At 70.8% G+C, this 26544-nt stretch carries 20 protein-coding genes; 8 read left to right on the top strand and 12 right to left on the bottom strand.

The annotated features are described in order from the left end of the window. Position 1 precedes the first annotated feature (1 nt). From ABZ928_RS47085 to ABZ928_RS47070, 4 genes are all read right to left on the bottom strand, one after another. Positions 2-904, bottom strand: a complete 903-nt coding sequence (locus tag ABZ928_RS47085) for a carbohydrate ABC transporter permease (protein WP_361534162.1) — start codon at positions 902-904, stop codon at positions 2-4. Continuing rightward, positions 901-1821 (bottom strand): sugar ABC transporter permease, encoded by a 921-nt coding sequence (locus ABZ928_RS47080; RefSeq protein WP_361534159.1) that lies wholly within the window; start codon positions 1819-1821, stop codon positions 901-903. The genes ABZ928_RS47085 and ABZ928_RS47080 overlap by 4 nt, the downstream gene beginning before the upstream one ends. A 128-nt stretch (positions 1822-1949) precedes the next feature. After that, the gene (locus tag ABZ928_RS47075; RefSeq protein WP_361534156.1) at positions 1950-3272 is read right to left on the bottom strand and encodes an extracellular solute-binding protein; all 1323 of its coding nucleotides are present in this window, start codon (positions 3270-3272) and stop codon (positions 1950-1952) included. A gap of 273 nt (positions 3273-3545) precedes the next feature. After that, entirely contained in the window at positions 3546-4676 is a 1131-nt protein-coding gene (locus ABZ928_RS47070; protein ID WP_361534153.1) for an ROK family transcriptional regulator, read from the bottom strand. Positions 4677-4985: 309 nt separating this feature from the next. Here ABZ928_RS47070 and ABZ928_RS47065 point away from each other — a divergent pair, with 309 nt between their 5' ends. The 6 genes from ABZ928_RS47065 (at position 4986) to ABZ928_RS47040 (ending at position 14068) form a co-directional block, all read left to right on the top strand. Further along, on the top strand, positions 4986-5885 hold the full coding sequence (locus ABZ928_RS47065; protein ID WP_361534150.1) for a BadF/BadG/BcrA/BcrD ATPase family protein: 900 nt from the start codon (positions 4986-4988) through the stop codon (positions 5883-5885). A gap of 167 nt (positions 5886-6052) precedes the next feature. Continuing rightward, positions 6053-7987 carry a phosphatase PAP2 family protein gene (locus ABZ928_RS47060; RefSeq protein WP_361534147.1) on the top strand — a complete coding sequence of 645 codons (1935 nt, stop codon included), beginning with the start codon at positions 6053-6055 and terminating at the stop codon, positions 7985-7987. 92 nt (positions 7988-8079) lie between these two features. Further along, positions 8080-9747, top strand: a complete 1668-nt coding sequence (locus ABZ928_RS47055) for a phospholipid carrier-dependent glycosyltransferase (protein ID WP_361534144.1) — start codon at positions 8080-8082, stop codon at positions 9745-9747. Between the two features lie 71 nt (positions 9748-9818). Continuing rightward, positions 9819-10742 (top strand): MurR/RpiR family transcriptional regulator, encoded by a 924-nt coding sequence (locus ABZ928_RS47050; protein WP_361534141.1) that lies wholly within the window; start codon positions 9819-9821, stop codon positions 10740-10742. A 452-nt stretch (positions 10743-11194) separates the two neighbouring features. Beyond that, positions 11195-11569, top strand: a complete 375-nt coding sequence (locus ABZ928_RS47045; protein WP_361534417.1) for a hypothetical protein — start codon at positions 11195-11197, stop codon at positions 11567-11569. Positions 11570-11713: 144 nt separating this feature from the next. Then, positions 11714-14068 (top strand): SpoIIE family protein phosphatase, encoded by a 2355-nt coding sequence (locus ABZ928_RS47040; protein ID WP_361534414.1) that lies wholly within the window; start codon positions 11714-11716, stop codon positions 14066-14068. Between the two features lie 230 nt (positions 14069-14298). Here ABZ928_RS47040 and ABZ928_RS47035 read toward each other — a convergent pair whose 3' ends face one another. After that, positions 14299-14943: a peptidoglycan-binding domain-containing protein gene (locus tag ABZ928_RS47035; protein ID WP_361534138.1), complete on the bottom strand. Its 645-nt coding sequence runs from the start codon at positions 14941-14943 to the stop codon at positions 14299-14301. A 164-nt stretch (positions 14944-15107) separates the two neighbouring features. Here ABZ928_RS47035 and ABZ928_RS47030 point away from each other — a divergent pair, with 164 nt between their 5' ends. Further along, entirely contained in the window at positions 15108-17552 is a 2445-nt protein-coding gene (locus ABZ928_RS47030; RefSeq protein WP_361534135.1) for a polysaccharide lyase 8 family protein, read from the top strand. 3 nt (positions 17553-17555) lie between these two features. Here ABZ928_RS47030 and ABZ928_RS47025 read toward each other — a convergent pair whose 3' ends face one another. From ABZ928_RS47025 to ABZ928_RS46995, 7 genes are all read right to left on the bottom strand, one after another. After that, on the bottom strand, positions 17556-18371 hold the full coding sequence (locus ABZ928_RS47025) for a hypothetical protein (RefSeq protein ID WP_361534132.1): 816 nt from the start codon (positions 18369-18371) through the stop codon (positions 17556-17558). Between the two features lie 78 nt (positions 18372-18449). Next, positions 18450-19895 carry an HAD-IA family hydrolase gene (locus ABZ928_RS47020; RefSeq protein ID WP_361534129.1) on the bottom strand — a complete coding sequence of 482 codons (1446 nt, stop codon included), beginning with the start codon at positions 19893-19895 and terminating at the stop codon, positions 18450-18452. 26 nt (positions 19896-19921) lie between these two features. Continuing rightward, positions 19922-20899, bottom strand: coding sequence for a hydroxyacid dehydrogenase (locus ABZ928_RS47015; protein ID WP_361534411.1), 978 nt, complete (start codon positions 20897-20899; stop codon positions 19922-19924). A 62-nt stretch (positions 20900-20961) separates the two neighbouring features. Further along, positions 20962-21885 carry a carbohydrate ABC transporter permease gene (locus ABZ928_RS47010; protein WP_361534126.1) on the bottom strand — a complete coding sequence of 308 codons (924 nt, stop codon included), beginning with the start codon at positions 21883-21885 and terminating at the stop codon, positions 20962-20964. After that, entirely contained in the window at positions 21882-22784 is a 903-nt protein-coding gene (locus ABZ928_RS47005) for a sugar ABC transporter permease (RefSeq protein ID WP_361534123.1), read from the bottom strand. The genes ABZ928_RS47010 and ABZ928_RS47005 overlap by 4 nt, the downstream gene beginning before the upstream one ends. Positions 22785-22969: 185 nt before the next feature. After that, a complete protein-coding gene (locus ABZ928_RS47000; protein WP_361534120.1) occupies positions 22970-24280 on the bottom strand; it encodes a sugar ABC transporter substrate-binding protein in 1311 nt (436 codons plus the stop codon). A gap of 135 nt (positions 24281-24415) precedes the next feature. Next, entirely contained in the window at positions 24416-25507 is a 1092-nt protein-coding gene (locus tag ABZ928_RS46995) for a substrate-binding domain-containing protein (RefSeq protein WP_361534117.1), read from the bottom strand. A 198-nt stretch (positions 25508-25705) separates the two neighbouring features. Here ABZ928_RS46995 and ABZ928_RS46990 point away from each other — a divergent pair, with 198 nt between their 5' ends. After that, on the top strand, positions 25706-26443 hold the full coding sequence (locus ABZ928_RS46990; RefSeq protein WP_361534114.1) for a TetR family transcriptional regulator: 738 nt from the start codon (positions 25706-25708) through the stop codon (positions 26441-26443). Positions 26444-26544 lie beyond the last annotated feature (101 nt).

Genomic DNA, 26544 nt, shown 5'->3' with positions numbered 1-26544 from the left:
GTCAGTCCTTCAGTCCGGCGTTGATGTCGGCGTTCATGACGTACCGCTGGAAGACCAGGAAGACGGCGATCAGCGGGATCATCGAGATGACCGAACCGCCCAGCAGCACCGACCAGTTGATGTTCTGGGCGCCGACGAGGCTCTGGATGCCGATCTGCACGGTGAACTTGTCGGGGTCGTTGAGCATCAGCAGCGGCCAGATGTAGTCGTTCCAGCGCCACTGGAAGGACAGGATGGCGAGCGTCAGCATGATGGGCCGGGAGATCGGCACCATGATCCGCAGGAAGATGGACAGTTCGCGGGCGCCGTCGATGCGGGCGGCCTCGATCAGCTCGTCGGGGACCGTCAGGAAGAACTGGCGGAACATGAAGCAGCCGGTCGCGGTGAGCACCGCCGGGAGGATGATGCCGCCGAAGGAGTTGTAGAGGCCGAGGTCGCGGACGACCAGGAACTCCGGGGCGAGCATGACCTCGGACGGCAGCATCGTGGTGGCCAGGATGCAGACGAAGAAGACCTTGAGCCACTTGTTGTCGTACTTGGCCAGCGCGTACCCGGTGCAGCAGCTGGCGCCCACCGTGAGGACCGTGGTGATCACACACACGAGGGCCGTGTTGATGAAGTACTGGGAGAAGTTGGCGCTGTCCCACGCCTCCTTGTACCCCGACAGGGTGGGGTTGTGGGGAAGCACGGTCAGCGGCAGGGAGAAGAGGTCTCCGGCCGGCTTGAAGGAGCTGAGGACGAACCACAGCACCGGGAGCCCGTAGAGGGCCGCCATGATCCACAGCAGGGTCGTCGCGGACACCACGTGCCGAAGCCCACCGTTGCCCCCGCGGCGGGACTGCTTCTTGGACAGGGCCCGGACGGAACCGGTGTCGACCTTGCGCGGTGTGTCGGTGGTGGTCATCGGTTCTCCATCCGCCGGTTGACGATCAGCTGGATGATCGCGACGGCCATCAGGATGAGCATGAGCACGAACGACGCGGCGCTCGCGTAGCCGATCTGGCCGGTTTTGAAGCCGGTTTGGTAGATGTACTGGACGAGCAGGTTGTTCGACGTGCCCGGTCCGCCGTTGTTGAGGGCGAGGAAGAGCGGGTACTCCTTCATCGCGTTGATCGTGTTGAGCAGGATGACGATGAAGGAGGTGGGCGCGATGCTCGGCAGCGTGATGCTGATGAACTGCCGCCAGGGGCCCGCCCCGTCGAGGGAGGCCGCCTCGTAGTACGAGGTGGGCACGTTCTTGATCGCCGCGATGAACAGCAGCATCGAGAAGGCCGTTCCCCACCAGGCGCCCGCCATCACCACGACGCCCAGCGACAGGTCCGCGTTGGACTGCCACGCGATCGCGCTCCCGCCGAGCTGCTCGATGACGTAGTTGATCAGTCCGAAGTTCTCACCGAACAGCCACCGCCACAGGACGCCCACGACGATGGGCGAGATGAGCCACGGGATGAAGAAGATGACCCGGGCGATCGAGGCGCCCTTGGCCTGCTTGCTCACCACGAGGTTGGCGATGAGCAGGGAGAGCACGAAGTTCAGCGGTACGACCAGCACGGTGTACAGCAGCGTCCGGGACAGCGCGTCGTAGAACGTGGAGTCCCCGAACAGGTTCTGGTAGTTGTCCAGTCCGACGAACTGGAACGCTCCCACACCCGTGTAGTTCGTGAACGAGTAGACGAGCCCGATCACCGCAGGCCACACGAAGAACAGCGAGAAGAGCACGACGTTGGCCGCGATGAGGACGAGCGGCGCGAGGGTGTACTTGCTGCGTCTCCTGGTCCGGCTCGGCGGGCTCGCTGACACGTCCGAGGCGCGTTTTGTCATCTTCCTGACTCCGTGCTGGTGGAATGGATTGCGGTGGGCTCAGACCATGCGCCCGGCATCACAGGGGATTCCGGGGGCCGGGCGGCGGCGGTGTCTTGACCCCGCCGCCCGGGCCTGCCGGACTGTGATCAGCCGCCGACCTGCTGGTTGTAGCCGTCCACGATGTTCTGCAGCGCCTTGTCCGCCGACTGCTGGCCGTTGATCGCCTTGCCGAGCTCCGTCTTGGTCGGGTCCTCGGTGAGGCTCTTGCCCTTCAGCACCCAGTTGGTCTGCGCGCCGTTGAAGTAGCCGGAGATCGGGTCGTAGAGCGGGATCTCCTCGTTGTAGAGCTTGAACGCCGCCTGCGCCGCCTCGGACTTGAAGGGGTACGTCGGGTTCAGACCGCTCTCGACCGGCAGGAAGCCGGAGGCCTCGCACAGCGCCTTGTAGTGGGCCGGCTCGTACAGCCAGGACAGGAACTTCGTCGCGGCCTTCGCGGCGTCGGCGTTGTTGTTGAAGCCGACCGTCATGCCGCCGCTGTTGACGTCACTGGCCTGCACCGGCTGGGCGGGGGTCGGGACGCTCGCCCACTCGAACTTCTTGATGCTGTCCGCGAAGGCGGGCACCTGCCACACGCCGGACCAGTAGGCGACGACGTCACCGCTCTGGAACATCGCCGACGGGTCCGCGCCGCTCGTCCACACCGACTTCGGCATGGTCTTGTCGTCGTTCCAGCCGACGAAGGTGTTCACGGCCTTCTTGGTCGCCGCGTCCACCGAGAACTTGCCGGAGTCGTCCGCGTGGACGTACTTGCCGCCCATCTCGTACACCATGGCGCGCAGGCGCGACGGCGACTGGTCGAAGGTCAGGGAGTACTTGGCGTCGGTCTTCTCGCGGACCTCGTTCGCCGCCTTGATGAACTCGTCCCAGGTCCAGGTCTTCGAGGGAGAGGTCGGGTAGTCGACGCCGGCCTTCTCGAAGAGGGACTTGTTGATGAACATGCCGGACGCGGTGACGTCCGAGGGGATGGACAGCACCTTCCCCGACGAGTCCTTGGCGAGGAAGTTCGCGTTGATCTTGTTCGCCTTGTTGTTGGCGATGTCGCTGAGGTCGAGCAGCTTGTTCGACCAGATCGGGTCCAGCGCCGGGACGGCGGCCACGTCGGGCAGCGAGTTCGCCTGGGCGGCGTTGTGCAGCTTGGTCGTGTAGCCGTCGTAGGGGATGTTGACGAGCTTGACGGCGACGCCGGTTTCCTTCTTGTACTGCGCCACCATCTTCTTCCAGCCCGCGTCCTGCCCCGGCACCGTGGAGATCCAGAACGTCAGCGACTTGGAGGTGCCGCCGGAGTCGGAGCCACCTCCGCAGGCGGAGAGCAGCAGGGCACCTGCCGTGGTCACGGCAGCGAGGGAAGCCAGGCGGCCCATACCGCCGCGGCCGAGTCGGCGAGAGCGCCGCGCACCTACATTGATCATCTTCGATCCCTTTTTCGTCACACGGGACGGAGCACGGCGCCGACCAGGCGGCACTGGTGCATTTTGCAGGAAAAGTCACTTTCCGGGGGCGCGGCCTCGCCCGGCCGCGTCATCCTGACGGGCGAGGATCCCCGGCCTCCGGCCGTCACCGCACGGGCACGCCCTCGTGCGGTTGCCGTACGTCGAGTACGGGCGGGACGCTCGCTCCAAGTCGGCGTCCCGGCCAACTTAGAAAGCGCTTGTCCGGACATTGGCAGACCGAGCCGGAAACCGTCAATCCTTGGTCCCCCCGCCCTGGGTCACGGTTTGGACTCCCCGGGCGACCGCGAGGCGGGCGGCGCCCACGACGGTGCCCAGATCCCCCACCGTGCTGCTGACCACCTCGGTGGGCCAGCTCAGCCGCGCCATCTCGGCCCGCACCCCCGCGAGCAGCTGCGGATCCGCGCCGGTACTGCCGCCCAGGACGATCAGCCCTGGGTCCAGTACGGCGGTCACGGCGGCGGCCAGCCGGCCGATGTCGGCGGCGTGCCGGTCGACGGCCGTACGGGCCGCCGTACGGCCCTCCCGGGCGCGGGCGAAGAGCTCGTCCGGGGTGCGCGGGCGGGGCCCGTCGGTTTCCGGCCAGGCCTCCGCGGCCCGGCGCACCAGCGAGCGGGCGCCGATGTACTCCTCCAGGGCCTCCTGGCGGGGCTCCACGGCCTCGTCCCAGGGGTAGGGCAGCCGGGCGAGCTCACCGGCCGCGCCGTTCGCTCCACGGAGCACCTGGCCGCCCACCACGATGCCGAGACCGATACCGACGCCTATGCGCAGATAGCCGAAGGTGTGTCTGCCGCGCGCGGCGCCCTCGTGCAGTTCGGCGAGCGCGGCGCAGTTGACGTTGTTCTCCAGGTGCACGGGGACGCCCCGGGGCAGGGCGACGGTGATGGCGTCGAAGACCGGCCCGGCCTTGGCGGTGGCGGGTCGCGGCCCCGCGCCCTCCTGCTCGGCGGTGACATCGCCGACGGCGACGACGATGGAGCGCACCGGGGCACCCTCGGGCAGCGCGAAGACGGCCTCGCGGACCACGTCGGCGGCCTCGTCCCGGGAGCCGGTGGCCTGGGCGAGCAGCGTGCCGTCCAGGGCGCAGCCGCGCACCCGGGTCAGGGCGGGGCCGAGGTCGACGGCGAGTACCGCGCCGGCCGCCGGTCCCAGACCGTACACGGCGGCGGAGCGGCCGGTGGTGCCGGAGGCGGTGCCGGAGTGGGCGGCGAGCCGGGCGCCCTCCAGTTCCGCGACGGCGGAGGAGACCGTCGGTTTGGACAGGCCCGCCAGGCTCGCGAGCTGCGGGCGGGTCGCCGTCCCGGCCCGGGCGAGAACGGCGAACACGGCGCTCGCGCTCTCGGTCAGTCGGGGGGCTTCCGCCACGTCGTGTTCCACAGTTCTCCCACGGAGGTCGAGCGCCGCGCCCCGGGGTCGAGGAGGCTCCACGGGAGGCGGCGATGGGATGCCATGACGTCGCGCGTTCCCGCCCCGCAGCGGCTCTGCGGTGGTCGAGTGCGCGTTTTCTCTTGACGCACTGTACTTCGTTAGTTAACTTCCTAACGAACGTCACGGTACTCGCCTGCCGTGGTCCGTCCAGAGGCCCGTCCCGGGGCTTCCCTAGTTCCCAACTGCCCTTCCTCCAGCACGGTTTCGCCCGCCGTCGCATGCTCGCGCAACGACGAAAGAGGATCCGTGCAGGAATCCGTTCCCGTAGTGGTCGGTATCGACGTGGGCGGCACCAAGACGCATCTGCGCGCCTTCGCGGGCGACACCCCGGTCGCCGATCACGTCCGCTCCAGCAGTGGCTGGCGGCCCCACGACCCCGTGGCCGCCGCCGGCTGGCTGGCCGCGCTCGCCTCCGACGCCCTGCCGTCGGGCATCCGCCCCTCCGCCCTGGCGGTCGGCGGACACGCCTGCGAGACCCCGCGCCAGTGCGCGCAGATCCGTACTGCACTGCAACTCCACTTCGACGCGCCCGCGCTGGTCGTGGGCGACGCCGAACTCCTCGTCCCCGCCGCGGGACTGGACAAGGGCGTCGGCCTGGTGGCCGGCACCGGTTCGGTCGCGGTGGGCCGCTTCCCCGACGGCCGCCCCGCCCAGGTCGGCGGCTGGGGCGCGGTCCTCGGCGACGAGGGCGGCGCCGCCGGTCTCGTCCGCGAGGCCGCCCGCGCCGTATGGGCGGCCCATGACCGAGGCGAGGAGCCGGACGCGCTCGCGCACGGGCTCGTCGCCTCCTTCGACGTCCCCGAAGTCCCCGCGCTCGGGGCGGCGATGGAAGCCGCCACCGACATCTCCGCCGAGTGGGGCCGGCACGCCCCCGCCGTGTTCGCCGCGGCCGAGGCGGGCTCACCGCTCGCCCGCCGGGTCATCGAGGAGGGCGGCCGCTCGCTGGCCGCGCTCGTCGAACGGCTCGCCGCGCGCGGGGTCCCGGTGGACGACGTGGTGGTCGCGGGCAGTACCGTCCTCGCCCAGCCCGTCCTGTACGACGCCTTCGCCTCCGCCCTCTCGGACACGGTGCCCGCGGCCCGGCCGCAGCCGCTGCGGGTGCCGCCGGTCGAGGGGGCGGTGGCGCTGGCGCGTTCACTTCTGTGACACCCGCCGGACGCCGGGTCCTCCCCGGTCCGACACAACTCGCCCGTAGATCTTCGCTCGTAGCCTCATGGGGCCGCACGCGTCTCGTACGTCTCACCGCGCCCCACGGGCTGTCATCGCACGACTCCCCCGGCCGTACGGCCGAAGAACTCAAGAGAGGCAGCAGCATGCCGTCATCCGCCGGGCCCCGCTCCACGTCGCCGGTCAGTGAACTCGCCGTGAACAGAAGGGGCTTCCTCCGGACGTCCCTCGGTGTCTCGGCCGGTGTGCTGGCCGCGCCCACCTTCGCCTCGTGGCTCGGGGCCGCGGACGCGAAGGCCGCGACCGGTGCCGCCGCGTTCGTCGACGACTACAAGACCAACATCACGGCGAACCAGACGGCGGAGACCAACGCCGTCATCCGGATCCTCGGCGGCTTCGCCGAGATATGGAAGACCGGCGGCGCCTGGAACACCGGCACCCCGCTGCTGCCCGAGATCCTGCGCGCCAACATGCGCTACTGCGCCCGCCTCACCGGGGCGCGCACGGACGCCCAGGCGAAGGAATCGTTCATCTACGACCGCCAGCACCAGAGTTACGCGATGATCGGCGCGCTCGGTCCACTGGCCGACCTGTACAAGTCCGGTGCCAAGGCGGTCACTTCGATCACCTCCGCGCCCGAGGGCACCCCCTCGGGGAAGATCAACGACGCCGTGCCCGCCGACGCCCCGGCCGGTTCCGCGCTGGGCGCGGGCTCCTACGACTCGGCGCTCGGCCAGGTCGCCCGGCTCGTCGACACGGTGCGCGGCCCGTACGCCTCCGGCAACCCGGCCAAGTTCGCCTTCCAGTACCCGCGTCCGTGGCGGATGAACGAGGAGAGCGAGGTCGTCGACACCGGCGCGACCGACGCGCTCGGCTTCCCCGTCTACGAGTCCGAGGTGATCGTCGCCCCGCAGCTGCTGTGGCAGCGCGGCACCACCCCGGCGGAGGACGGCGGCTTCCCCAGCGGGCACACCAACGCCTTCCACCTGGCGGCGCTGGCGTTCGCGTACGCCGTCCCGGAGCGCTTCCAGGAGCTGGTGACCCGCGCCTTCGAGCTCAGCCACACCCGGATCATGTCCGGCATGCACTCCACGGTCGACGTCCTCGGCGGCCGCGTCATGGCCACCGCTCTGGCCGCCGCCGCCCTCGCCGACCCGGCCAACGCCGACCTCAAGGCCGCGGCCCGCGCCCAGGCGCTCGCCTACTTCGAGGCGCGGACCGGCACGACGGCGGACACGCTCTACGCCTACGCCCACTCCGACACCTCGGACGCGTACGCCGACCGCGACGCCAACGCCTGCCTGGTCGAGCCCAAGCTGACATACGTCCTCACCCGCCACGGGCGCAGCGAGCCGCTGACCGTGCCCAAGGGCGCCGAGGTGCTGCTGGAGACGCGGCTGCCCTACCTGGACGCCGAGCAGCGGCGCGAGGTGCTGCGCACGACCGCCCTGCCCTCCGGGTACGTCCTGCTGGACGGCTTCGAGCAGTGGGGCCGGCTCAACCTGTTCGCCGCGGCGGACGGTTACGGCTCCTTCGACTCCGACGTGACCGTCACCCTCGACGCCGCGGCCGGCGGTTTCGGTGCCGCCGACACCTGGCGCAACGACATCGACGGCGACGGCGGCCTGACCAAGCGCGGCACCGGCTCCCTCACCCTGACGGGCCACAACCGGTACACGGGCGGCACCGTGGTGCGCGAGGGCGTGCTGTCCGCCGCCTCGGCGCACGCGCTCGGCCACGGCGACGTCCGGGTGTCGGGCGGCACGCTGCGCGTGGCGACCAAGTCCTCGGCGCAGATCCACGGCGGCTACGCCCAGGAGTCCTCGACGCTCGGCGTGACGCTGCGCTCGGGCCGCGGCCCCGCCCTGGAGGTGACCCGGCGCGTGCTGCTCGGCGCGGGCAGCGTGCTGTCGCTGTCGCTCGACTCCGAGAAGCCGCCGGTCGCGGGCAGCACGGTGCGGGTGATCGGTTCGGCGGGGCTGCGCGGCCGGTTCGACCGGGTGGAGCTGAACTCCGACACGCTGCGGGCCGTACCCGTCTACACGGCGGAAGGTCTGTCGGTACGACTCCTGAAGCGGTGACGCCCCGCGGGGCGGGAGCTGATGCAGAGTAGGCGCATGAGGCGTCCTCGCATCGCTCCCGCCCCCGCGCGGCCCCTGTCATCGCGGGGCGGATGATGGCACGCGAACCCCACCCGGTCATGGACCGGGAGGCACCCCCCGAGGCACCCGCCCCACGGTCGCCCAGGCGCCCGGCCCGACGATGGCTCGTACCGCTCCTCGTCGCCGTCCTGCTGGCCCAGATGGCCGCCGCGATGGTGACCACGGCTGTGCAGCAGACACCCACCATCGACGAGCCGGTGTACGTCGGCACGGCCGCCGACTCCCTGCACGAGCACGAGATCCGCTACAACCCCGAGCACCCGCCCCTGGGCAAGCTCGTCATAGGGCTCGGGGTCGCCGTCGCCGACCCGCACTACGACCCGTCCTTCACCGGGGACCAGGGGCAGGTCGGGCGGCATCTGCTGTACGAGTCCGGCAACGACCCCTGGCGGGTGATGCTGTGGGCACGGCTGCCGGTGATCGTGCTGACGCTGGCGTTCGGCCTCGTGGTGTTCGCCTTCGCCCGTGAACTCACCGGCCCGGCGGGCGGAGTCGTCGCGCTCGCCCTGTACGCCTTCTCCCCCGACGTCATCGCGCACGGCTCGCTGGCCACCCTCGACGTACCCGCGGCCGGTTTCCTGCTGACGTCCGCGTGGCTGCTGTGGCGGGCCCGGCTGCGGCCGCGCCTATACGTGCCGCTGGCCGGAGTCGCTGCCGGGGCGGCGCTCGCCACGAAGATGAGCGCCCTGCCCGCCCTTCCGGTGCTGCTGGCGCTCGCGGCCTGGTCGATGTGGCGCCACGACCCGACGCACCGCCGCACGGCGCGGCTCGCGGCCGGGGTCGTGGCGATGGCGGTCATCGCGGTCGCGGTCGTCTGGGTGTCGTATCTCGTGGTCGATCCGCGGCTGCGCTGGAGTCCGCGGCAGCACATCCCCGTGGTGCACGGGCTGCGGGCGCTGCTGGTGGATCTGATGCCGTTCCCGGAGGCCTACCGGGACGGGATGCGGGTGCAGTTCGGCTTCGAGAACCACCCGTGGCAGGGATTCCTGTTCGGGCACCTCTACACCGGCTCCCTCTGGTACTACCTGCCGGCCGCGCTGCTGGTGAAGACCCCGCTCGGCATGCTCGCGCTGTGGGCCGCGGGTGCCGTCGCGGTCGTGACGGTACGGCGGTTGCGGCCGGCGGCGCCCTATCTGCTGATCCCCACCGGTGTGCTGCTCGCCTCGGCCATGACCGGCTCCCGGGACTTCGGCACCCGCTACGCCGTGTTCGTGCCGATGTTCCTGGCGGTGGCGGCGGCCGGCCTGCTCGCCGCGCGATGGCGGTGGGCCGGTGCCGTGACGGGGGCGCTGGTGCTGTGCGTCGCGGTCAGCTCGGTGCGTACGTTCCCGTTCTATCTGCCGTACTCCAACGAGGCGTTCGGCGGGACGGCGAAGACGCATCTGCGGCTGCACGACTCCAATGTGGACTGGGGCCAGGACCTGGGCCGGCTCGCCGACCGGCTGCGCGAGCGGTATCCGGGCGAGCGGATCTGGCTCGTCTACAAGGGCAGTGGGGTGCCGTCGTACTACGGCATCGATGCCTCCGACCCGCGCACGGTGCCCTTGGACACCGTGCGCGGGCTGCTGGTGGTGTCGGACTCCTCGGTCGCCAAGGCCACAGGCCGGCTTGCCCAGTTGATCGACAGCAGCGACTCGATCGATCAAGTCGGTCATTCGATCACGATCTACCGACGGTGAGCGCACAGCCCCTGGTCACGACCGTGTGTGAGCTATGTTGAGGCACTGTGGAAGACAAAGGAGGCGCACCGGTGCCATCGCCGCAGCAGGCACGCGCACAGGCATCCGCGATCACCTCTGGCAAGTCGGTTCCCGAGGCCGAGGCCTCACCGACCTCCCAGCTCAGGACACTCTTCGACCGGCCCCGGCTGTCCCCGGGGCAACGGCGCATCGCCCAGTACCTGATCGAGCACATCACCGAGGCGGCGTTCCTCTCGATCACCGATCTCGCCGAGCGGGTCGGAGTGAGCCAGCCGTCGGTGACCCGGTTCGCCGCGGCGGTGGGGTTCAGCGGGTATCCGGCGCTGCGGGAGAAGCTCCAGTCGATCGCGCTCGGCACCCTGGCGGGCGGCCCCGCGCCGGCCGAGGAGAACCGCGGCAACGAACTCCAGGCGGCGGTGGACGCCGAGATCGACAACCTGGAGAACCTGCGGCGCGACTTCGCCGACCCCGACCAGGTCATCGACATCGGCCGCAAGCTGTCGGAGTCGACCCCGCTGACCGTGCTCGGGCTGCGCATCTCGGTGTCGCTCGCCGAGTACTTCGCCTACGCCGCGCGGCGCGTCCACCCCGACGTACGGCTGGTGACACTGGGCGGCAGCGTCGCCTACGACGCGCTCCTGCAGTCGCGTGAGGCGGGCGGCACCTGGGTCCTGGCGTTCTCGATGCCCCGGCACGCGCAGGAGACCCTGACCGCCGTACGCGTGGCCCGCAGCGCGGGACTCAAGGTCGCCCTGATCACCGACCTGGCGCTCGGCGCGATCGCCGACGAGGCGGACATCGTCTTCGCCACCGGCACCGGCTCCCGCCTGGTCTTCGACTCCTACGCCGCCCCCGGCGTGATCGCCGCCGCCCTGCTCCAGGCCATGACCGACGCCGACCCCGAGCGCACGCACGCCCGCCTCGAGGAGTACGAGCAGATCTCCGAGCAGCACCAGTTCTTCCTGCGGGACTGACCCGCCCCTTCCGGCCCCCTCCGGCCACACCTGCCGAACAACACCACAAGGGGATCAATCACCTCATTTCCCGCATGAATGTTTTCATACGTCTTGCAAAGCGGACGGCATATATAAATACTGCTCACGGATCGCACCCGGCCGCTCCCGGGACACGTTCCGCACCCCCGTCCCCACCCGCTCCACCTCCGCATCTGCCCGTAGAAAGCCGACGGTCCGCCCATGCGCACGCTGCACCATCCGCCGCGCGGCCGCCGTCTGCCGACCCGGGCCCCTGCGCGGACATCCGAAGCCGCCGTCACCTACCCGCGTCGGCGCCCCGGGTGTTCGATCGGGCCTCGCCTCGGCGAGCGCCCTGGGCGGCCCCGGTCATCCCCTAGGCCGGGGCCGCCCATATCCGTCGGACCACCCCTCCTGACGCCGCACACCCGGAAGAGATGGCCATGACTCCCATGACTCTGACGACCACGCGCCTCAGCCCGGACTGGCCCTGCCAGGTCAAGACGCCCGGCAGCTACGACTGGGAGCGCTCGGCGGCCAAGTGGCTGCGCGAGCTGGTGCCGGCCCGCTACGCCAGCTACCCGGCGCTGATCCGCCACCCCGTCCTGCTCGCCCGGCACGCGCAGATCCAGGTCCAGCACGAGATCCGGGTCGCCCGCACCGCCCTCCAGACGGCCCGCGCCGACCTCCCCGCGCTCGGCCTGCCCGAGTCGGTCATCGAGCACACCATCAAGCTGTACGCCGCCGAGGTCCTCCAGCTTCAGCACATCGCCCGCAGCGTCCGGGCCGTCACCGGGGCCCTGATCAACCACGGCGCCGCACACTGAGGCCCGGACCGCGCCCCGGGCGCCGGGCGTCGACCGGGGCGCGGGAACTCCGCACTTTCGGGTGAAACCAATGGTGACAAGGCAGTGATCGACCCGCGGGCGATGTGCGATGCTCGACGCGTGACGAGCGAGCCAGCCGGCCCGATGGAGTCCGGTCCCGCCCCTGACACAGTCGCACTGGCCAGGACCGTCGCTCTCCAGCGCGCCGAGCTGGACCGGCTGCGCGACCAGGCGGCGACCGCGGCCGTGGTGGAGCGTGCCAAGGGCGCGGTGATGGCGCTGACCGGGTGCTCCCCGGACGCCGCCGGCGAGGAACTCCTGCAACGCGCCAAGGCCGCGGACCACACGCTCCTGGAGGAGTGCTGGATCACCCTCGGCGGCCTGGTCCCGCCCCTGCTCGACACCGCGCACCAGCCCGACACGGCTCATGACACCGCGGTCCCCGCCTCCCGGGACACGCCCGATCACCGCATCCCCGACCTGAGCCGGCTCGGCAAGGCCCTCGTCCGCGTCGGGACCCCGCAGGACCTCGCCCGGTGCCTCCTGGAACATCTGTCGGCCGCGGAGGACGCCGACGCCATCATGATCTTCGAGCGGCTGCCCGCCGGGGGCCTCGAACTGATCGGGCACGCGGGAATCGACGACACCCTGGCCGCCCAGTGGCGCCAGGTGCCGCCGCTGAGCGGGATCGCCGCGCTGGAGGCGCTCGAAGTCCTGGAGCCGCGCTGGCTGGAGGACCTCGACACGGACCGGCAGCGGTATCTGCTCATCGGCGACCCCCCGGAGCGCTGGCTGTCGCGCGCCTGGCTGCCCGTCATCAGCGGGGACACGGCCGCCGTCTGCCTCGGGATCCTGCGCACCCGCGGCGGGCCGTTCACCCCGCGCACCCGGGAACACCTGCTGGCCGTCGCCCGGCTCTGCTCCGGACGTCTGCGCGCCTTCGACCCGCGCCTGGAACCGGCCACCGACGCCGCCGTGACCGCCGTGCAGCAGGTCCTGGACACCCTGCCGGGCGCGACGATGCTGCTCACCCCGCTGCGCACCGCGTCGGGCGACACCGAGGACTACCGCGTCTCCGCCGCCACCGAGGAGGCGTTCGACCTCCTCGGCCGCACCGGCTCCGAACTGGTCGGGCTGCGGCTCCTGGAGTGCTTCCCGACGCTGTCGGACGAACAGCCCCTGTGGCAAGGGCTTCGGCACACCCTGACGACCGGGGAGCCGTACGAGGGCGAGCCGTTCGCCCAGCAGGCGATGGTGGCCGGGGTCGCGGAACTGTCCATGTACTCGGTCCGGGTGGCCCGGCTCGGCGCCGGACTCGCGCTCACCTGGATCCGGCACGACCCCTCGGACCGGCAGGAGCAGCGGCTCGCGGACCTCCAGCGGCTGGGCAACCTCGGCTGGGCGAACTGGAATCTGATCACCCACGAGGTCACCTGGTCCTCGCAGGTCTACGCCGTCCTCGGCCGGGATCCCGCCGAGGGCCCGGTCCGGATCACCGCGCTCCCCGACCTCACCCTGCCCGAGGACGTGCCCGCGCTCACCCGCGCCGTCGGTGACCTCATCCGGCACGGGCGGCCCTGCGCGATGCCGTTCCGGGTCCGGGCGGCGGACGGGGTCCGGCATCTGCGGATCGTCGCCGAGGCGGTCACCGACCTCCAGGGCGCGCCCGTCGAGGTGCACGGCTTCGTACAGGACCTGACCGCGCAGCGCAGCGCCGAACTCGCCCTGGTCCAGAGCGAGCAGGCGATCGTGACGCAGCACGACGTCCTGCGTGCCGAACGGACGCTCGCCGCCCGGCTCCAGCACGCGCTGCTGCCCCTGCCCACCAGACCGCAGGGGCTGGCCGGGCTGCGCGTCGAGATCACCTATCTGCCGGCGCAGTCCGGGATCCATGTCGGCGGCGACTGGTTCAGTGCGATCGAACTGCCCGACGGCGACGCCCTGTTCGTCGTCGGTGACGTCGCCGGGCACGGCATCGACGCCGTCGCGACCATGGCCCAGCTCCGCTTCACCGCGAAGGGCATGGTCATCACCGGCTCCTCGCTGACCGGTGCGCTGGCCCGGCTCAACACCCTGCTGCTGCACTCCCGTGACTCGCACGGCACCGCCACCATGGTCATGGCCCGCTACAGCCCCGCCGAGCGCCGCCTGGTGTGGGCGCAGGCCGGGCATCCGCCGCCGCTGCTACTGCGGGGCGGCGAGGTGCGCTATCTGGACCGGCCGAGCGGCATGCTGCTCGGGGCGAGCGCCGAGCCGCGCTTCACGGAGGCCGAGTGCCGGCTCGAACCCGGCGACCGGCTGCTGCTGTACACGGACGGCCTGGTGGAGCGGCCGACGGAGGGCATCGACCGGGGTCTCAAGCGGCTCGCCGAGGGCGTACTGGCCCACCGCGCCGACGAACCGGGCTCGCTGGGGCCGCTGTTGGCGGAGCTGCTGGAGGGTGAGCGGCGGGACGACGTGTGCGTGGTGGACATCCGGGTGCCGTCGGACGAGGTCTAGGACGCTGGGCCGGGCCTGGTTCCGGACAGGACGTCACTCGTCGTTGCGATGCCGCCAGTACCAGCACACGCCCACGACGAGGGCCACGAGGAACAGGGCGGGCAGCAGGAGGCCCGGGATGCGGGTGGCGCTCATCGGCATGCCTTCGGTCGGACGGGTGCCTCCATCGTGAGGCCCGTCGACCGGCGGTCCGCTGTTCTTGCGCGATGCGTTACCCGGCGTTCGAGAGATCAGCCCGTTCGGGACTCCAGTGCGAGTCGGGTGTCGTTCCCGTAGACGCCGGTCTCGTCGCCCCGGATGCCGTACCAGAGCTGGAAGCGGGCCACGGCCTCGGTGAGGACGGTGTCGTAGGTGCCGTTGGTGGGGCCGTCGCGGTAGACGTCGGGGATGCGCAGGAGGCGTTGCTGGAGCTCGGTCACCTCAGGGCCGCTGTCGCCCTCGCGCAGGGTGCCGGGGCCGTCGGGGTCGGCGGCGGCCGGGGGTGCCGAGGCGGTGGGGCTGGGGGTGGGGGTCGGTGTCGGGGAGGGTGCGGAGGCCGCGGTGTCGTCGGCGCGGCCCGGGAGCAGGAGGGCGCAGCCGAAGCCGATGAGGGCGGCGGCGCTGACGCCCACCACGACGGCGGCGCGGCGCAGGCCCGATCCGGGACCGTGGGGGCGGGGGCCGTAGTGGGCGGGGACGGGCGGCAGTTCCTGGGTCGCGTCCTCGGCGTCGGAGAGCCGTCGCGGCATCACCACTGACTCGTAGCGGGAGTTCCCGGGCGGCGGGTCGTCCCGGAACAGTTCCGCGAGGGCGTCGGTGCGGCGCGGGCGCAGGACCCGGATCGGCTCCAGGGGCGGGCGGTCCTGCGGTCGCCCGCGCTCGGGCGGTGTGGCCATCTCGCTCTCCTTCGGTCCCGTGCACGAGGCCGGACTCTCGCGCACTGATACGCGCCTGCGGCCCGCCTAGTTCAGCGGCTCTTCCCGAAAGTCGAACGATCGATACGCTCACCTTGGTGCGAACTGTTGAGCGTTTGATCGATGGCGTGCTAGAAACCGCCGTCATGACGACTCGTTGGTCACGCCGCGGCTTTCTGGCCGCAAGCACCGGTACCGCTGTCGCTGTCGGTCTCCCGGCACAGCCGAGCCTCGCCCTTCCGTCCGCCGTGCGGGCCGCGGACGCGGACGAGTTCACGACCCTGCGGGCGAAGTGGCGCACGCTGATCCTCGGCGAGGGGTTCAGCCCCACCGCCGAACCGTTCAAGAGCCGGCTCACCGAACTGGGTACCACCGCGGCCCAGTTGCAGTCCTCGATGGCACCGGCATCCGGTTCCCTGTGGCCGGACCTGGTGTACGCGGATCCGGAGCCCGACACGGACCAGGAGTCGTACGGCTACTCGGGCAACCTCAACACCAGTTACAACCGGCTCAACACCCTCGCGCAGGCGTACTGCCAGCAGGGCACAGGGCTGACCGGCGACGCGAGCCTCGCCACGGCGATCCTCACCGGCCTCGACCATCTGCACTCCGAGGCCTACAACGCCGCCCAGACCCGCTACGGCAACTGGTACAGCTGGCAGATCGGCGCCCCGCAGGCACTGCTGGACATCTGCGTCCTCATGTACGACCAGCTGTCGGCGACCCAGCTCGCCGACTATGTCGCCGCCGTCGACCACTTCGTCCCCGACTCGGCCGTCGCGAGCTACACCGGCACCAGCACCGGCGCCAACCGGGTCGACCTGTGCCGGGTGCTGGCGCTGCGCGGCATCGTCGGCGGCTCCGCCGCGAAGGCCGCGCTGGCCAGGGACGCCCTCTCCCCCGTCTTCCCGTATGTCACGAGCGGCGACGGCCTCTACACCGACGGGTCGTTCATCCAGCACACGACCGTCCCCTACACCGGCTCCTACGGCTCGGTCATGCTCGGCGGCCTCGGCATGCTGTTCGCGCTGCTCGCCGGATCGACCTGGGCGGTGACCGACACGAACCGGCAGATCGTGTTCGACGCCGTGGAGAACGCGTGGGCGCCCTTCCTCTACAACGGGCTCGTGATGGACGGGGTGTCGGGCCGGGCGATCAGCCGGGGTCTGTCGGCGACCGACACGAAGCAGATCCAGGCCAACGATCATCTGCGCGGTCATCCGATCCTCGCGTCGATCGTGCTGCTCGGCCAGGGCGCGAGCACGACGGAGAACGCCCGCTGGCGCGGACTGGTGAAGGGCTGGATCCAGCGCGACTACTACAGCCCGCCGATGGACAACCCCTCCCTGGGCCTGACGAGTCTGGCCCGCCTCAAGAGCGTCCTGGACGACACGACGGTCACCGCGATCGCCGAGCCGACCGGCCACCGCCTGTTCACCAACATGGCGCGCGCCACCCATCGCAGACCCGGCTGGGCGGCGTCGATCAGCATGGCCGACCGGCGCATCACCTACTACGAGACCGGCAACGGCGAGAACCTGCGCGGCTGGCACACCGGTTCCGGAATGCTCTACTGGTGGGGCGACACCTACGCCAACGGCCAGTACAGCGACGCCTTCTGGCCCACCGTCGACCCGTACCGGCTGCCAGGGACGACCACCTCCCGGCTGGCGCTCGCGGACGCGGCCGGCGGCGACTGGGGCGCCTCGCTGCCGGACGTGAACTGGGTGGGCGGGGCCACCGACGGATCACGGGCCGCGATCGGCCAGTACCTCAAGGGACTTCAGTCGACGCTCCTGGCGAAGAAGTCGTGGTTCTGTCTGGACGACTCGATCCTGTGTCTCGGCGCCGGCATCAAGTGCACCGACGGCACGACGGTCGAGTCGACGATCGAGAACCGCAACCTCGGCCCCACCGGCACCCACTCCTTCACCGTCGACGGCACCGCCAAGCCGACCGCCGCCCCCTGGTCGGAGACGCTCACCGGCGCGACCTGGGCGCACATCGGCGGCATGGGCGGCTATGTCTTCCCCGGCGGCGCCACGGTGAAGGCGCTGCGCGACTCGCGCGACGGCGCCTGGAGCACCATCAACAAGGGCGGCTCCACGACCGTCATCAACCGCAAGTACCTGACCCTGTACGTCGATCACGGCACCGATCCGACGAACGGCACCTACGCCTACCTCCTCATGCCCGGTGCCACGGCCGCCCAGACCCAGGCGCGGGCCGCCGCCACGAGCTGGCTGACCGTGCTGGCCAACACCGACGACCAACAGGGCGTGTCCGTGCCCTCGTTGGGCTTCACCGGCGTCAACTTCTGGTTCGGCGGCACGGTCGGCAGCCTTGTCGCGAGCGCCCCGTGCTCCGTGACGATCAGCGAGAAGAGCGACGGCACCGCGGTGATCTGTGTGAGCGACCCGAAGCGCATGAACACGAGCCTCACGCTCACCTGGAACCGGGCGGTGTCGTCGGTGGTGTCGAAGCCGTCCACGGTGACCTCGGCGACGACGGGATCCGCGTTGCAGCTGACCTTCGGGGACATGACCGGCCTGGTCGGCGCCACCCAGAAGATCACCGTCAAGCTGGGCTGACCGCTACGCCCCGAGGAACCGGTGCAGGGACGCCTTCATCGCGGCGACGAAGGCGTCCCGGCCGTCCTCGCTCAGCGCGTCCAGGGACAGATACGGGTTCAGGTCCTCCAGTTCGACGAGCAGCAGCTCACCGCCGGGCGCCCGGCAGGCATCGACGCGCTGGATGCCGTGGCCGATGCCGTTCCAGTCGATGAACCGGCGGGCGAACTCCAGGTCGCCCTCGGTGGGTTCGTACGGTTCCAGCTGCCAGCGCCGGTCGGTGTGCGGCGCGTACAGGGCGTACTGGAAGTCGTGGTCGACGAAGTAGAAGGACACCTCGTAGGCGAAGTCGACACACGGCTGGACCAGCACCTCCCCGGTGATGAGCGCGCGCACCCGGTCCGCGGTGACGATCTCAAGGCCCAGGGAGTCGGCGCCGAGCTTCGGCTTGACGACATACCGTTCCGCCTCCGGCAACCGGTGCAGGTCGTCGGCGCGGTCGACCGTGGGGATCACGGGATACCCCGCCGTACTCAGGTCGAGCAGATACCGCTTGCCCGCCATGTCGGCCTTGCCGGACAGCGGGTTGTAGACGCGCGTCCCGGTCCCGATCGCCCGCTCGCGGAAGGCGTCGTACGCCTCCTGGTACGCGAGGACCGGCCCGCTGTTGCGGACGACGACGGCGTCGAAGGCGTCCATCAACGCCGCCGCGTCCCGCGGACCGCACAGCGCGAGGTCGAACTCCTCGCGCAGGCGTGAGGTGAGGAAGATGTCCTCGTCGCAGTACCGGCGCCCGCGTGCCTCGTAGGCCAGGTCGGTGACGTACAGGATGCGGGACATGCGGCTCTCCTCGGCGGCTGCGGCGAGGAGCGATCGTATGCGGCAGGTGTTCCTCGAACAAAATTCCGGTCTACGGCGTCACAGGCCCGCCGCCCACAGCTCCCGCCGCCCGATCCCCTTCAGGTCGGGCACCACGGTCCGCCGGGGCGCGGGGTCGATCGCCGTGTACGAGGGGACGGCGAGCACCCGGCACCCCGCCGCCTCCGCCGCGGCCACCCCGGCCGGCGAGTCCTCGACCGCGAGGCAGGCCGCCGGGTCGACGCCGAGCGCGCGGGCCGCCGCGCGGTAGGGGTCGGAGGCGGGCTTGGTGCGTGGTGTCTCGCCTTCGGCGACCGTCGTACGGAATCGGTGGGCGCCCAGGATGTCGAGGACCGCGTCCACGACGGGCCGCGAGGAGGCGGAGACGAGGGCGGCCGGGATGCCGGACTCCTGGAGGAGGTCCAGGAGGTCGAGCGCGCCCGGCAGTGCGGTGGCCTCCTGCCGGACGGCCGCGAGGAAGTGGGCCTCCAGGTCGGCGGCGAGTTCCCGCGGGTCGGCGCCGGTGCGGGTGTGCAGGTGGGCGGCGGTGTCGGTGACCGAGCGGCCGAGGACGTGGTCCATGTCGACGTCGGGCGCGATCTCGCGGACCGTGCGCAGCCACAGGGACTCGGTGTCGACGAGGGTGCCGTCCATGTCGAGGAGGACGGCGTGCGGGCGGGCCGCGAAGGGGCGGCCGTCCAGCGACCAGTGCCGGTCCGGGTGGCGGCCGGCGGAGACCAGCGCCTGGACGGCGACATCGATGTGCCGGACGACGGGCGGCGCCGCGCCGATGCCCGGACCGACCGCGGCCAGCCACGCGGTGCGCTCCTCGGGCGTACGGCCGCCGTGGCCGCCCGCGTCGGCGTGGCCGTGGTCGGTGACGACGAGGAAGGTCCAGCGCTCGTCGGCGTACGAGGGCCGGGAGCGGACCGCCGTCAGCAGCCGGCCGAGGCGGGTGTCGGCCTGGCGTATCGAGGCCTCGTACTCCTCGCCGCAGCCCAGGAAGTGCGCCGTCTCGTCGGGTGCGCCGAGGTAGACGAACGTCGCCGCCATGTTCTCCCCGGCGAGCACGCGCACGGCCTCGGCGGTGATCCGCTCGTCGCACTCCTCCCAGGCCTCGGGGGTGTCCTCGGCCGGTGCGATGTAGACGGACCGGGCGGGGGCGCGGAACAGGGGGCCGCCGCCGCGGGCCTGCATGAGGGGTTGCCAGCCGGCCGCGACGAAGGTGGGGCGGTCGTCCTTCTCGGCGAGGCGGGTGGTGAAGTCGGGGAAGACGTCTAGCCGGTGGCCGGTGAAGTTGTTGCTCCACACCGCGTGCTTGGCCACCGTCACACCGGTGACGATGGTCGCCCAGCACGGGCCCGACATGGTCGGGGTGTCCGCGTCCACCTCGACCGGGGTGAGGAAGCCGTCGGCGGCCAGGGCGTCGAGGTGCGGGGTGGACAGCCGGCGCAGCACGTCGAGGCGTACGCCGTCGATGCCGACGACGAGGACACGATCCTGCACGGGATCTCCCTTCGGGGGTGGGGTGTTCAGGCCGAGCGGGACAGTTCCTCGGATCCGACCTCATGGGCGAACGGCAAGCCTCGCGCATACCGGGAGACCTCGTCGATGGCCCAATCGGTCATTCGGCGCAGTTCGTTGCCGAGGGAGCCGGCGATGTGCGGGGTGAGCAGCACGTTGGGCAGCGTGTACAGCGGCGAGTCGGCGGGCGGTACGTCCGGTTCCGTGACGTCGAGGACGGCGTGCAGGCGGCCGGTGACCAGGTGTGCGGTGAGGGCGTCGGTGTCGACGAGGGAGCCGCGCGCGGTGTTGATCAGTGTGGCGCCGTCCCGGAGGAGTGCGATGCGGCGGGCGTCGAACATGTGGCGGGTCTCGGGGAGTTGGGGCGCGTGGATGGAGACCACGTCGCATCGCCGGACGAGTTCGTCGAGGCTCACCGACTCCGCGCCGAGATCGCGGGCCTGCCGGTCGTCGACGTACGGGTCGTGGAGGAGTACGTCGAGGTCGTGCGGGCGCAGCAGGTCGAGGACCCGGCGGCCGATGCGGGAGGCGCCGACGATGCCGACCGTGCGGTGGTAGTTGCCGTGGCCGCTGTAGTACGGCAGGAGGTCGGGCCGGGTGCGGGCGGCGGCGTAGTCGCGGGCGACGTCGAGGACGCGTTTGTTCGCGAACAGGATGGCGGCCAGGGTGAATTCGGCGACCGGGAGGGCGTTGGCGGCGGCCGCGGAGGAGACGGTGATGCCGCGCCGCCAGACGGCGTCGGTGACATGGTGCTTGACCGAGCCGGCCGCGTGGACGACCGCGCGCAGCCGGGGCAGCCTGTGCAGGGTCTCCGCGGTGAGTTCGGGTGCGCCCCAGTGGGTGAAGAGAACCTCGGTCTCGGCGAGTCGACGGGGGTCGGCGGTGGCGAGGTCGGTGACGGCGGTGGCGATGTCGACCCGGGCGACGGAGTGGAGCCGGTCGAGGGAGCCTTCCGTGAGGAGCCGCTGGTGGATGGTGGCGCCCATGGCGAGCAGGGTGGCCGGCGGGTGGCTGGTGTTCAGGAGGGTGCCTTCCGGGGCGGGCAGGGTCACTTGACGGCGCCGGCGGTCAGGCCGGAGCGCCAGAAGCGCTGGAGGCAGACGAACGCGACGATCAGCGGGACGACCGCGACGAGGGAGCCGGTGATGACGAGCGAGTAGAACTCGGGCTGCTGCTGGGTGGTGCTGTTCCACATGAACAGGCCCAGGTTGACCGGGTAGAGCTTGTCGTCGTTGAGCATGACGAGGGCGCCGAAGAAGTTGTTCCAGCTGGCGGTGAACGAGAACAGGAAGATCGTCATGAAGCCGGGCGCCAGCATCGGCAGCGAGATCCGGGCGAACAGGCCGACTTCGCCGGCTCCGTCGACACGGGCCGCCTCCAGGACCTCGTTCGGGACGTAGCCCTCGGAGAAGACGCGGGCCAGGTAGACGCCGAAGGGGTTGACGAGGGCGGGCAGGAGCAGCGCCCAGTAGGTGTTTACGACGCCCGCCTCGGTGGCGAGGAGGTACATCGGCAGCTGGATGACGGTGGTGGGGACGAGGACGCCGCCGAGCACCAGGCCGAACAGCTTCTCCTTGCCCTTGAAGTCGTACTTGTCGAAGGCGTAGCCGGTGGCGACGCACAGGAGCGTGGAGGCGGCGGAGCCGACGACCGAGTACAGGACGCTGTTGCCGAACCAGCGCAGATAGATGCCGTCGTTGAAGGTGAAGACGCGCTGGAGGTTCGCGAACAGGTTGAAGTCGCCGAAGGCGAAGCCCGAGGTGGCGAACAGGTCGCGGTGGTTCTTGGTGGCGGCGAACAGCAGCCAGCTGACCGGCATGAGCGTGTAGAACGCGGCGACGAGGAGGAGGCCGTTGACGGCGCCCTTGGACAGCAGGGTGCCTGCGGAAGTGCGGCGGCGGGGGCGGGCGGTGGTGCGGGAGCTCGGCTCCTCGCGGGTGGCGGGTGCGGTGTCGTGGGTGAGGGTGCTCATGACGTGGCCGCCTTCCACCGGTTGCCGAGCCGGGTGACGAGATAGGAGAGGACGACACCGAGCAGCGCGAGCATCAGCGACGCGGCGGCGGCCAGGCCGTAGTCGTGCTGCACGAAACCGGCCTTCCAGATGAACAGGGTGGGCGACCACTCGGTGTCGATGGAGGGCGCGCCCCGCTGGCCCATCATCTTCGGCTCGGTGAAGATCTGGATCGCGCCGACGCAGGTGAACAGAACGGTCATGACGACCGCGGAGGCGATCATCGGCACCTTGATGCGCAGGGCGGTACGGATGGCGCCGGCGCCGTCCACGACGGCCGCTTCGATCACTTCGCGCGGTACGGCCTGGAGGGCGGCGTAGAAGATGACCATGTTGTAGCCCATCCACTGCCAGGCGCACAGGTTGACCATCGACGCGAGCACATGATCGTTGCTGTAGAAGTCCCAGGAGCCGCCGAACAGGCCGATCCAGTCGATCACCGGGCTCAGACCCGGGGTGTACAGATAGATCCAGATGATCGAAGCGATCAGTCCGGGGATCGCGTGCGGCAGGAACAGGGCGAGCTGGAAGAAGCGCTTGGCGCGGGCGAGGGCCGAGTCCACGAGCAGGGCGAGGCCGAGCGAGCCGCCGATCATCACGGGGATGTAGAGGGCGCAGTAGAGCGCGATGTGCGCGAAGGAGCTGCGGAAACCGGCGTCGCCCAGGGCATGGGCGTAGTTGGCGAAGCCTGCGAAGACGCGCTCGGTGCCGCCGAAGCCGAGTCCCATGGACCGCTCCTGGAACAGGCTCATCCACACCGCGTAGCCGATGGGCGCCGCCATCACCGCGGCGAACAGGACGAAGAACGGGACGATGAAGAGCGCGGCGGTACGACGCTGACTGCGCCGGAGCTTCGTCACGCGCGGCGGCTGATCCGGAGGCCGGCGCACGGCCGGCCGGCTCGCGGGTCGGGCGGAGGAGAGTGCCACGGGGGCTCCTTGACGGGCGGGGGTGAGGGACGAGGTCAGAAGGCTTGGCCACTGAAGGTGGCGGGGCCGTGTCGCCGGCGGGACACGGCCCCGTGGGGTTCGGTCGGGCCCCGTCGCTACTTCGCGAGCTTCAGGCCTCGGTCGGTGATGCCGGACTCCGCCTTGGTCTGGCCCGCGTCGACGCCGTCGGTGAAGCCGGACTTGGCGGTGGTGTCGGAGATGGCGGTGTAGACGTCCATCTGGTTCGGGCCCCAGGTCCAGCCGGGCACGATGGTGTCGGCCTGCTCGGAGGCGAGGGTGTAGAGGTCCTGGCCGTTCAGGTACGCGGTGTCGAACTTGGCGGCGGCCACCTCACGCATCTCGGGGTTGGCGGGCAGGGCGCTGCTGGGCGACTCCAGGTCGGCGAGCCGGGCCTCGACGCCGGCCTTGTTCGTGGTGAGCCAGGTGATGAACTCGGCCGCGGCCTCGGTGTGGTCGCTGCCCTTGAGGACGACGTAGGAGGTGCCGCCGTAGTTGCCGCTCGCGGCGGTGCCCCAGTTGGGCATGGGCGCGGCGGCCCACTTGCCGGCGAGGTCGGGCATGGAGGTCTTCATACCGCCCGCGGACCAGGAGGCGCCGAGGAAGGAGAGGGTCCTGCCGTCGGTGCGGGCCTTGGTCTCCTCCGGGCTCCAGCCGGTGAAGGTCTGCACGAGGTCGTCCTTGACGAGGCCGTCCCAGTAGGCGGCGACCTTCTTCGTGGCGGCGTCGTTCACGCCGGGCTTCCAGGCGTCGCCCTCGGTGCTGAACCACTTGCCGCCCGCCTGCCAGGACAGCGCGGCGAGCAGGGCCGGGTCGCTCTTGGGCATGGAGGCGAGGCGGACGTTCTTGTCCTTCTTCTTGACCGTCTCGGCGGCCGCCTTGAACTCGTCCCAGGTCTTGGGGACTTCGATGCCGTACTTCTTGAACAGGTCGGTGCGGTAGTAGTACAGCTGCGGCGCGACGTCGTAGGGAACGGTCCAGGTCTTGCCGCCGAAGGTGACCAGGCTCTGAATGGACTCCGGGAACTTCGACTTGACCGTTTCGCCGGCGTATTCGGTCAGATCGATCAGGTTCCCCTGGCTCGCGAACTCCGGGACCATCTGGTACTCGATCGTGGCCACGTCGGGCGCGTTGCCCGCCTTCACGGCGTTGGCGAGCTTGCTGTAGCCGTCCGTGCCGCCCGGTATCTCGGTGAACTTGACCTGGATGTCCTTGTGGGTCCTGTTGAAGGCCTCGACGGTCGACTTGGCGCCGAACGTCCAGGTCCAGTAGTTCAGGGTGACCGGCTTGCCGTCGGACGCGGAGTCGGTCGAGTCGCCGTCGCCGCCGCCGCAGGCGGTGGCGAACAGACCCAGCGCTGCGACGGCGGCTACGGCTGCGGTGCGGAACGAACGGGAAGTGCGCGTCATGTACGGCTCCTACGAGACCTCGTACGGAAAGAGGCGGTCGCAGGACATCTTTTGTGCGCACCCGATCGGAGTCAAGAGCGTTCGCGCAAGACAATCAAAACGATCGCACAACGCTCATTGATCGATCGTTTGACTTCAGTTGGCGGGCGCCTCGCCGCCGCAGGACGCCCGGACCCTCAACTCGGGCAGCAGATCGAGGTGTTGGCGGGGCGCCGGCTGACGCCCGGTCCGGCGCTCCGCGACCCGTTCGAGCAGCAGCTTGGCGGCCTGCTCCCCCACCGCTCGCATGGGCGGCGCCACGGCGGTGAGCGGGACGTCGGCGAGGCCAGCGACCTGGTCCTCGAAGGCGATGAGCGCCAGATCGTCCGGCACCCGGACCCCGCAGGCCTGGAGCCGGGGCACGAGCACGATCGCGTCCTCGTCGCTGTGCACGAGCGCCGCGGTGACACCGCGCTTCTTCACCGCGTCGATCAGATAGTCGACGCTGGCCTCATAATCCCCGTGTTCCCGCACGCTCGGGGCGCCCGCGTCGACGTCGAGGCCCAGCGCCCGCACGGCGGCCTGGAAACCGGCGGCGATCTGGGTGGCGTGCGGCCCCTCCTGCATCACGGCGGTCACCTTGCGATGGCCGAGCGAGGCGAAGTGGCCGACCGCGACGGCGGCGCCGTGCGCGCGGTCGGTGCGCACCCGGTCCAGTCCGGCCGCCGGATTGCCGGGCGGGGCCGAGCGTTCGACCAGGACGGCCGGCACGTCATGCTCCAGGAGCCACTTCTCCTGGCCGTCCGCGGGCACGCCATCGAACCAGCTGGGCGCGACGAGCAGCCCCTCCGCCCCGCCCGCGACCAGGTGTTCGGCCTGCACGGCGTCCTCGGCGTCGACATATCCCGTCACGCCCAGGACCAGACGGCCCCCTTGCGCGGCGACGACCTCGCGGGCGGCGCGTACGACGTCGACGAAGACATAGTTCGTGGTCGGAACGATCATTCCGACCACCACGCCCTCGGCGCTCTCCGGCCGCTCCCGCACCTCCACCGCGCTGTCCCCCGGCCACACCACCGCGCCGTGCAGCCGCTGCACCCGGCCCTGCGCCGCCAGCGCCTCCACGTCCCGCCGCAACGTGACCGCCGAGACGCCGAGTTCGGCGGCGAGTTCGGCGACCCGGAGGCTGCCCCGCTCCCGGACGAGTTCGAGCACCCGCTCATGACGCTCGTTGACGTGCAGTCGCATGGAATCCCCCTGGGGCGAGGCCGGACGAACGATCAGACGGGCCGACGCGGAGCGTGATCCCGAATCGCTCACTCTACGCCCCCAATCATATCGATCACTTACGATCAATACGATCGAAACGAGTGACGGCGGCACTCGGTACCCCTATAGAAGAGCACTTAGTGCCATCGGGCGCCGTCCGGTGCTACGTTCGCGTCCATGAGCTCCAGCAGTGCGGCGCCCCGCCGCGGCGAGAAGACGGACGCGGCGCCCAGCAAGCCGCCCATGCGGGACGCCCTGGTCGCGGCGGCTTTCCAGCTGTTCCTGGAGCGGGGGTACGAGCAGACCACGGTCGACGACATCGTGGCGCTGGCCGGGGTCGGGCGGCGGTCCTTCTTCCGCTACTTCCCCTCCAAGGAGGACGTGGTCTTCCCCGACCACGAGGGCTGCCTGGCCGATGTGACGGCGTTCCTCGCCGCGGGCGACGACACGGACGAGCCGGTGCAGCGGGTCTGCGAGGCGGTCCGGCTGGTGCTGCGGATGTACACCGAGAACCCGACCTTCTCGGTCCAGCGCTACCGGCTCACCAAGCAGGTTCCCGGGCTGCGCGCGTACGAGCTGTCCGTGGTGTGGCGCTACGAACGCGCCTTCGCCGAGTACCTCCGGGGCCGGCTCGCCGGGCGGCGCGACGGCTCGCTCCAGGCCGACGTGGCCGCGGCGGCCGTCGCGGCGGCGCACAACAACGCCCTGCGGTCCTGGCTGCGTTCGGACGGCAAGGGGGATGTAGGGACGGAGATGGACCACGCCCTCGGGTACGTCCGCGCCGCGTTCGACAGGCCCGCCGACCGGCCCGGGGACGCCGAGCGGTCCGAGGACGTCGTGGTGCTCGTGTCCCGGCGCGGGGCGCCGCTGTGGCGGGTGGTCCAGGAGATCGAGGCCACGCTCGGCCAGGACTGAAGCGAGGCCGTCGCGAAATTCAGGGTACGCAGTGCCTTTACGCATGACACTGAGTGCCATACGCTGAGCTCGTGCACGGTGGCACAGCGAACCGCGCACGT

This window comes from Streptomyces sp. NPDC046909, assembly GCF_040644695.1.
Lineage (GTDB): Bacteria > Actinomycetota > Actinomycetes > Streptomycetales > Streptomycetaceae > Streptomyces.
This window is presented reverse-complemented; position numbering and strand designations above follow the sequence as displayed.

Coding starts and splice junctions, on each gene's coding strand:
- ABZ928_RS46990 (WP_361534114.1), top strand. CDS start 25,706: ATGAGCTCCAGCAGTGCGGCGCCCCGCCGCGGCGAGAAGACGGACGCG.
- ABZ928_RS47085 (WP_361534162.1), bottom strand. CDS start 904: ATGACCACCACCGACACACCGCGCAAGGTCGACACCGGTTCCGTCCGG.
- ABZ928_RS47000 (WP_361534120.1), bottom strand. CDS start 24,280: ATGACGCGCACTTCCCGTTCGTTCCGCACCGCAGCCGTAGCCGCCGTC.
- ABZ928_RS47015 (WP_361534411.1), bottom strand. CDS start 20,899: ATGGGCGCCACCATCCACCAGCGGCTCCTCACGGAAGGCTCCCTCGAC.
- ABZ928_RS47060 (WP_361534147.1), top strand. CDS start 6,053: ATGCCGTCATCCGCCGGGCCCCGCTCCACGTCGCCGGTCAGTGAACTC.
- ABZ928_RS47075 (WP_361534156.1), bottom strand. CDS start 3,272: ATGATCAATGTAGGTGCGCGGCGCTCTCGCCGACTCGGCCGCGGCGGT.
- ABZ928_RS47040 (WP_361534414.1), top strand. CDS start 11,714: ATGGAGTCCGGTCCCGCCCCTGACACAGTCGCACTGGCCAGGACCGTC.
- ABZ928_RS47025 (WP_361534132.1), bottom strand. CDS start 18,371: ATGTCCCGCATCCTGTACGTCACCGACCTGGCCTACGAGGCACGCGGG.
- ABZ928_RS47045 (WP_361534417.1), top strand. CDS start 11,195: ATGACTCTGACGACCACGCGCCTCAGCCCGGACTGGCCCTGCCAGGTC.
- ABZ928_RS47010 (WP_361534126.1), bottom strand. CDS start 21,885: ATGAGCACCCTCACCCACGACACCGCACCCGCCACCCGCGAGGAGCCG.
- ABZ928_RS47055 (WP_361534144.1), top strand. CDS start 8,080: ATGATGGCACGCGAACCCCACCCGGTCATGGACCGGGAGGCACCCCCC.
- ABZ928_RS47080 (WP_361534159.1), bottom strand. CDS start 1,821: ATGACAAAACGCGCCTCGGACGTGTCAGCGAGCCCGCCGAGCCGGACC.
- ABZ928_RS47035 (WP_361534138.1), bottom strand. CDS start 14,943: ATGGCCACACCGCCCGAGCGCGGGCGACCGCAGGACCGCCCGCCCCTG.
- ABZ928_RS47030 (WP_361534135.1), top strand. CDS start 15,108: ATGACGACTCGTTGGTCACGCCGCGGCTTTCTGGCCGCAAGCACCGGT.
- ABZ928_RS46995 (WP_361534117.1), bottom strand. CDS start 25,507: ATGCGACTGCACGTCAACGAGCGTCATGAGCGGGTGCTCGAACTCGTC.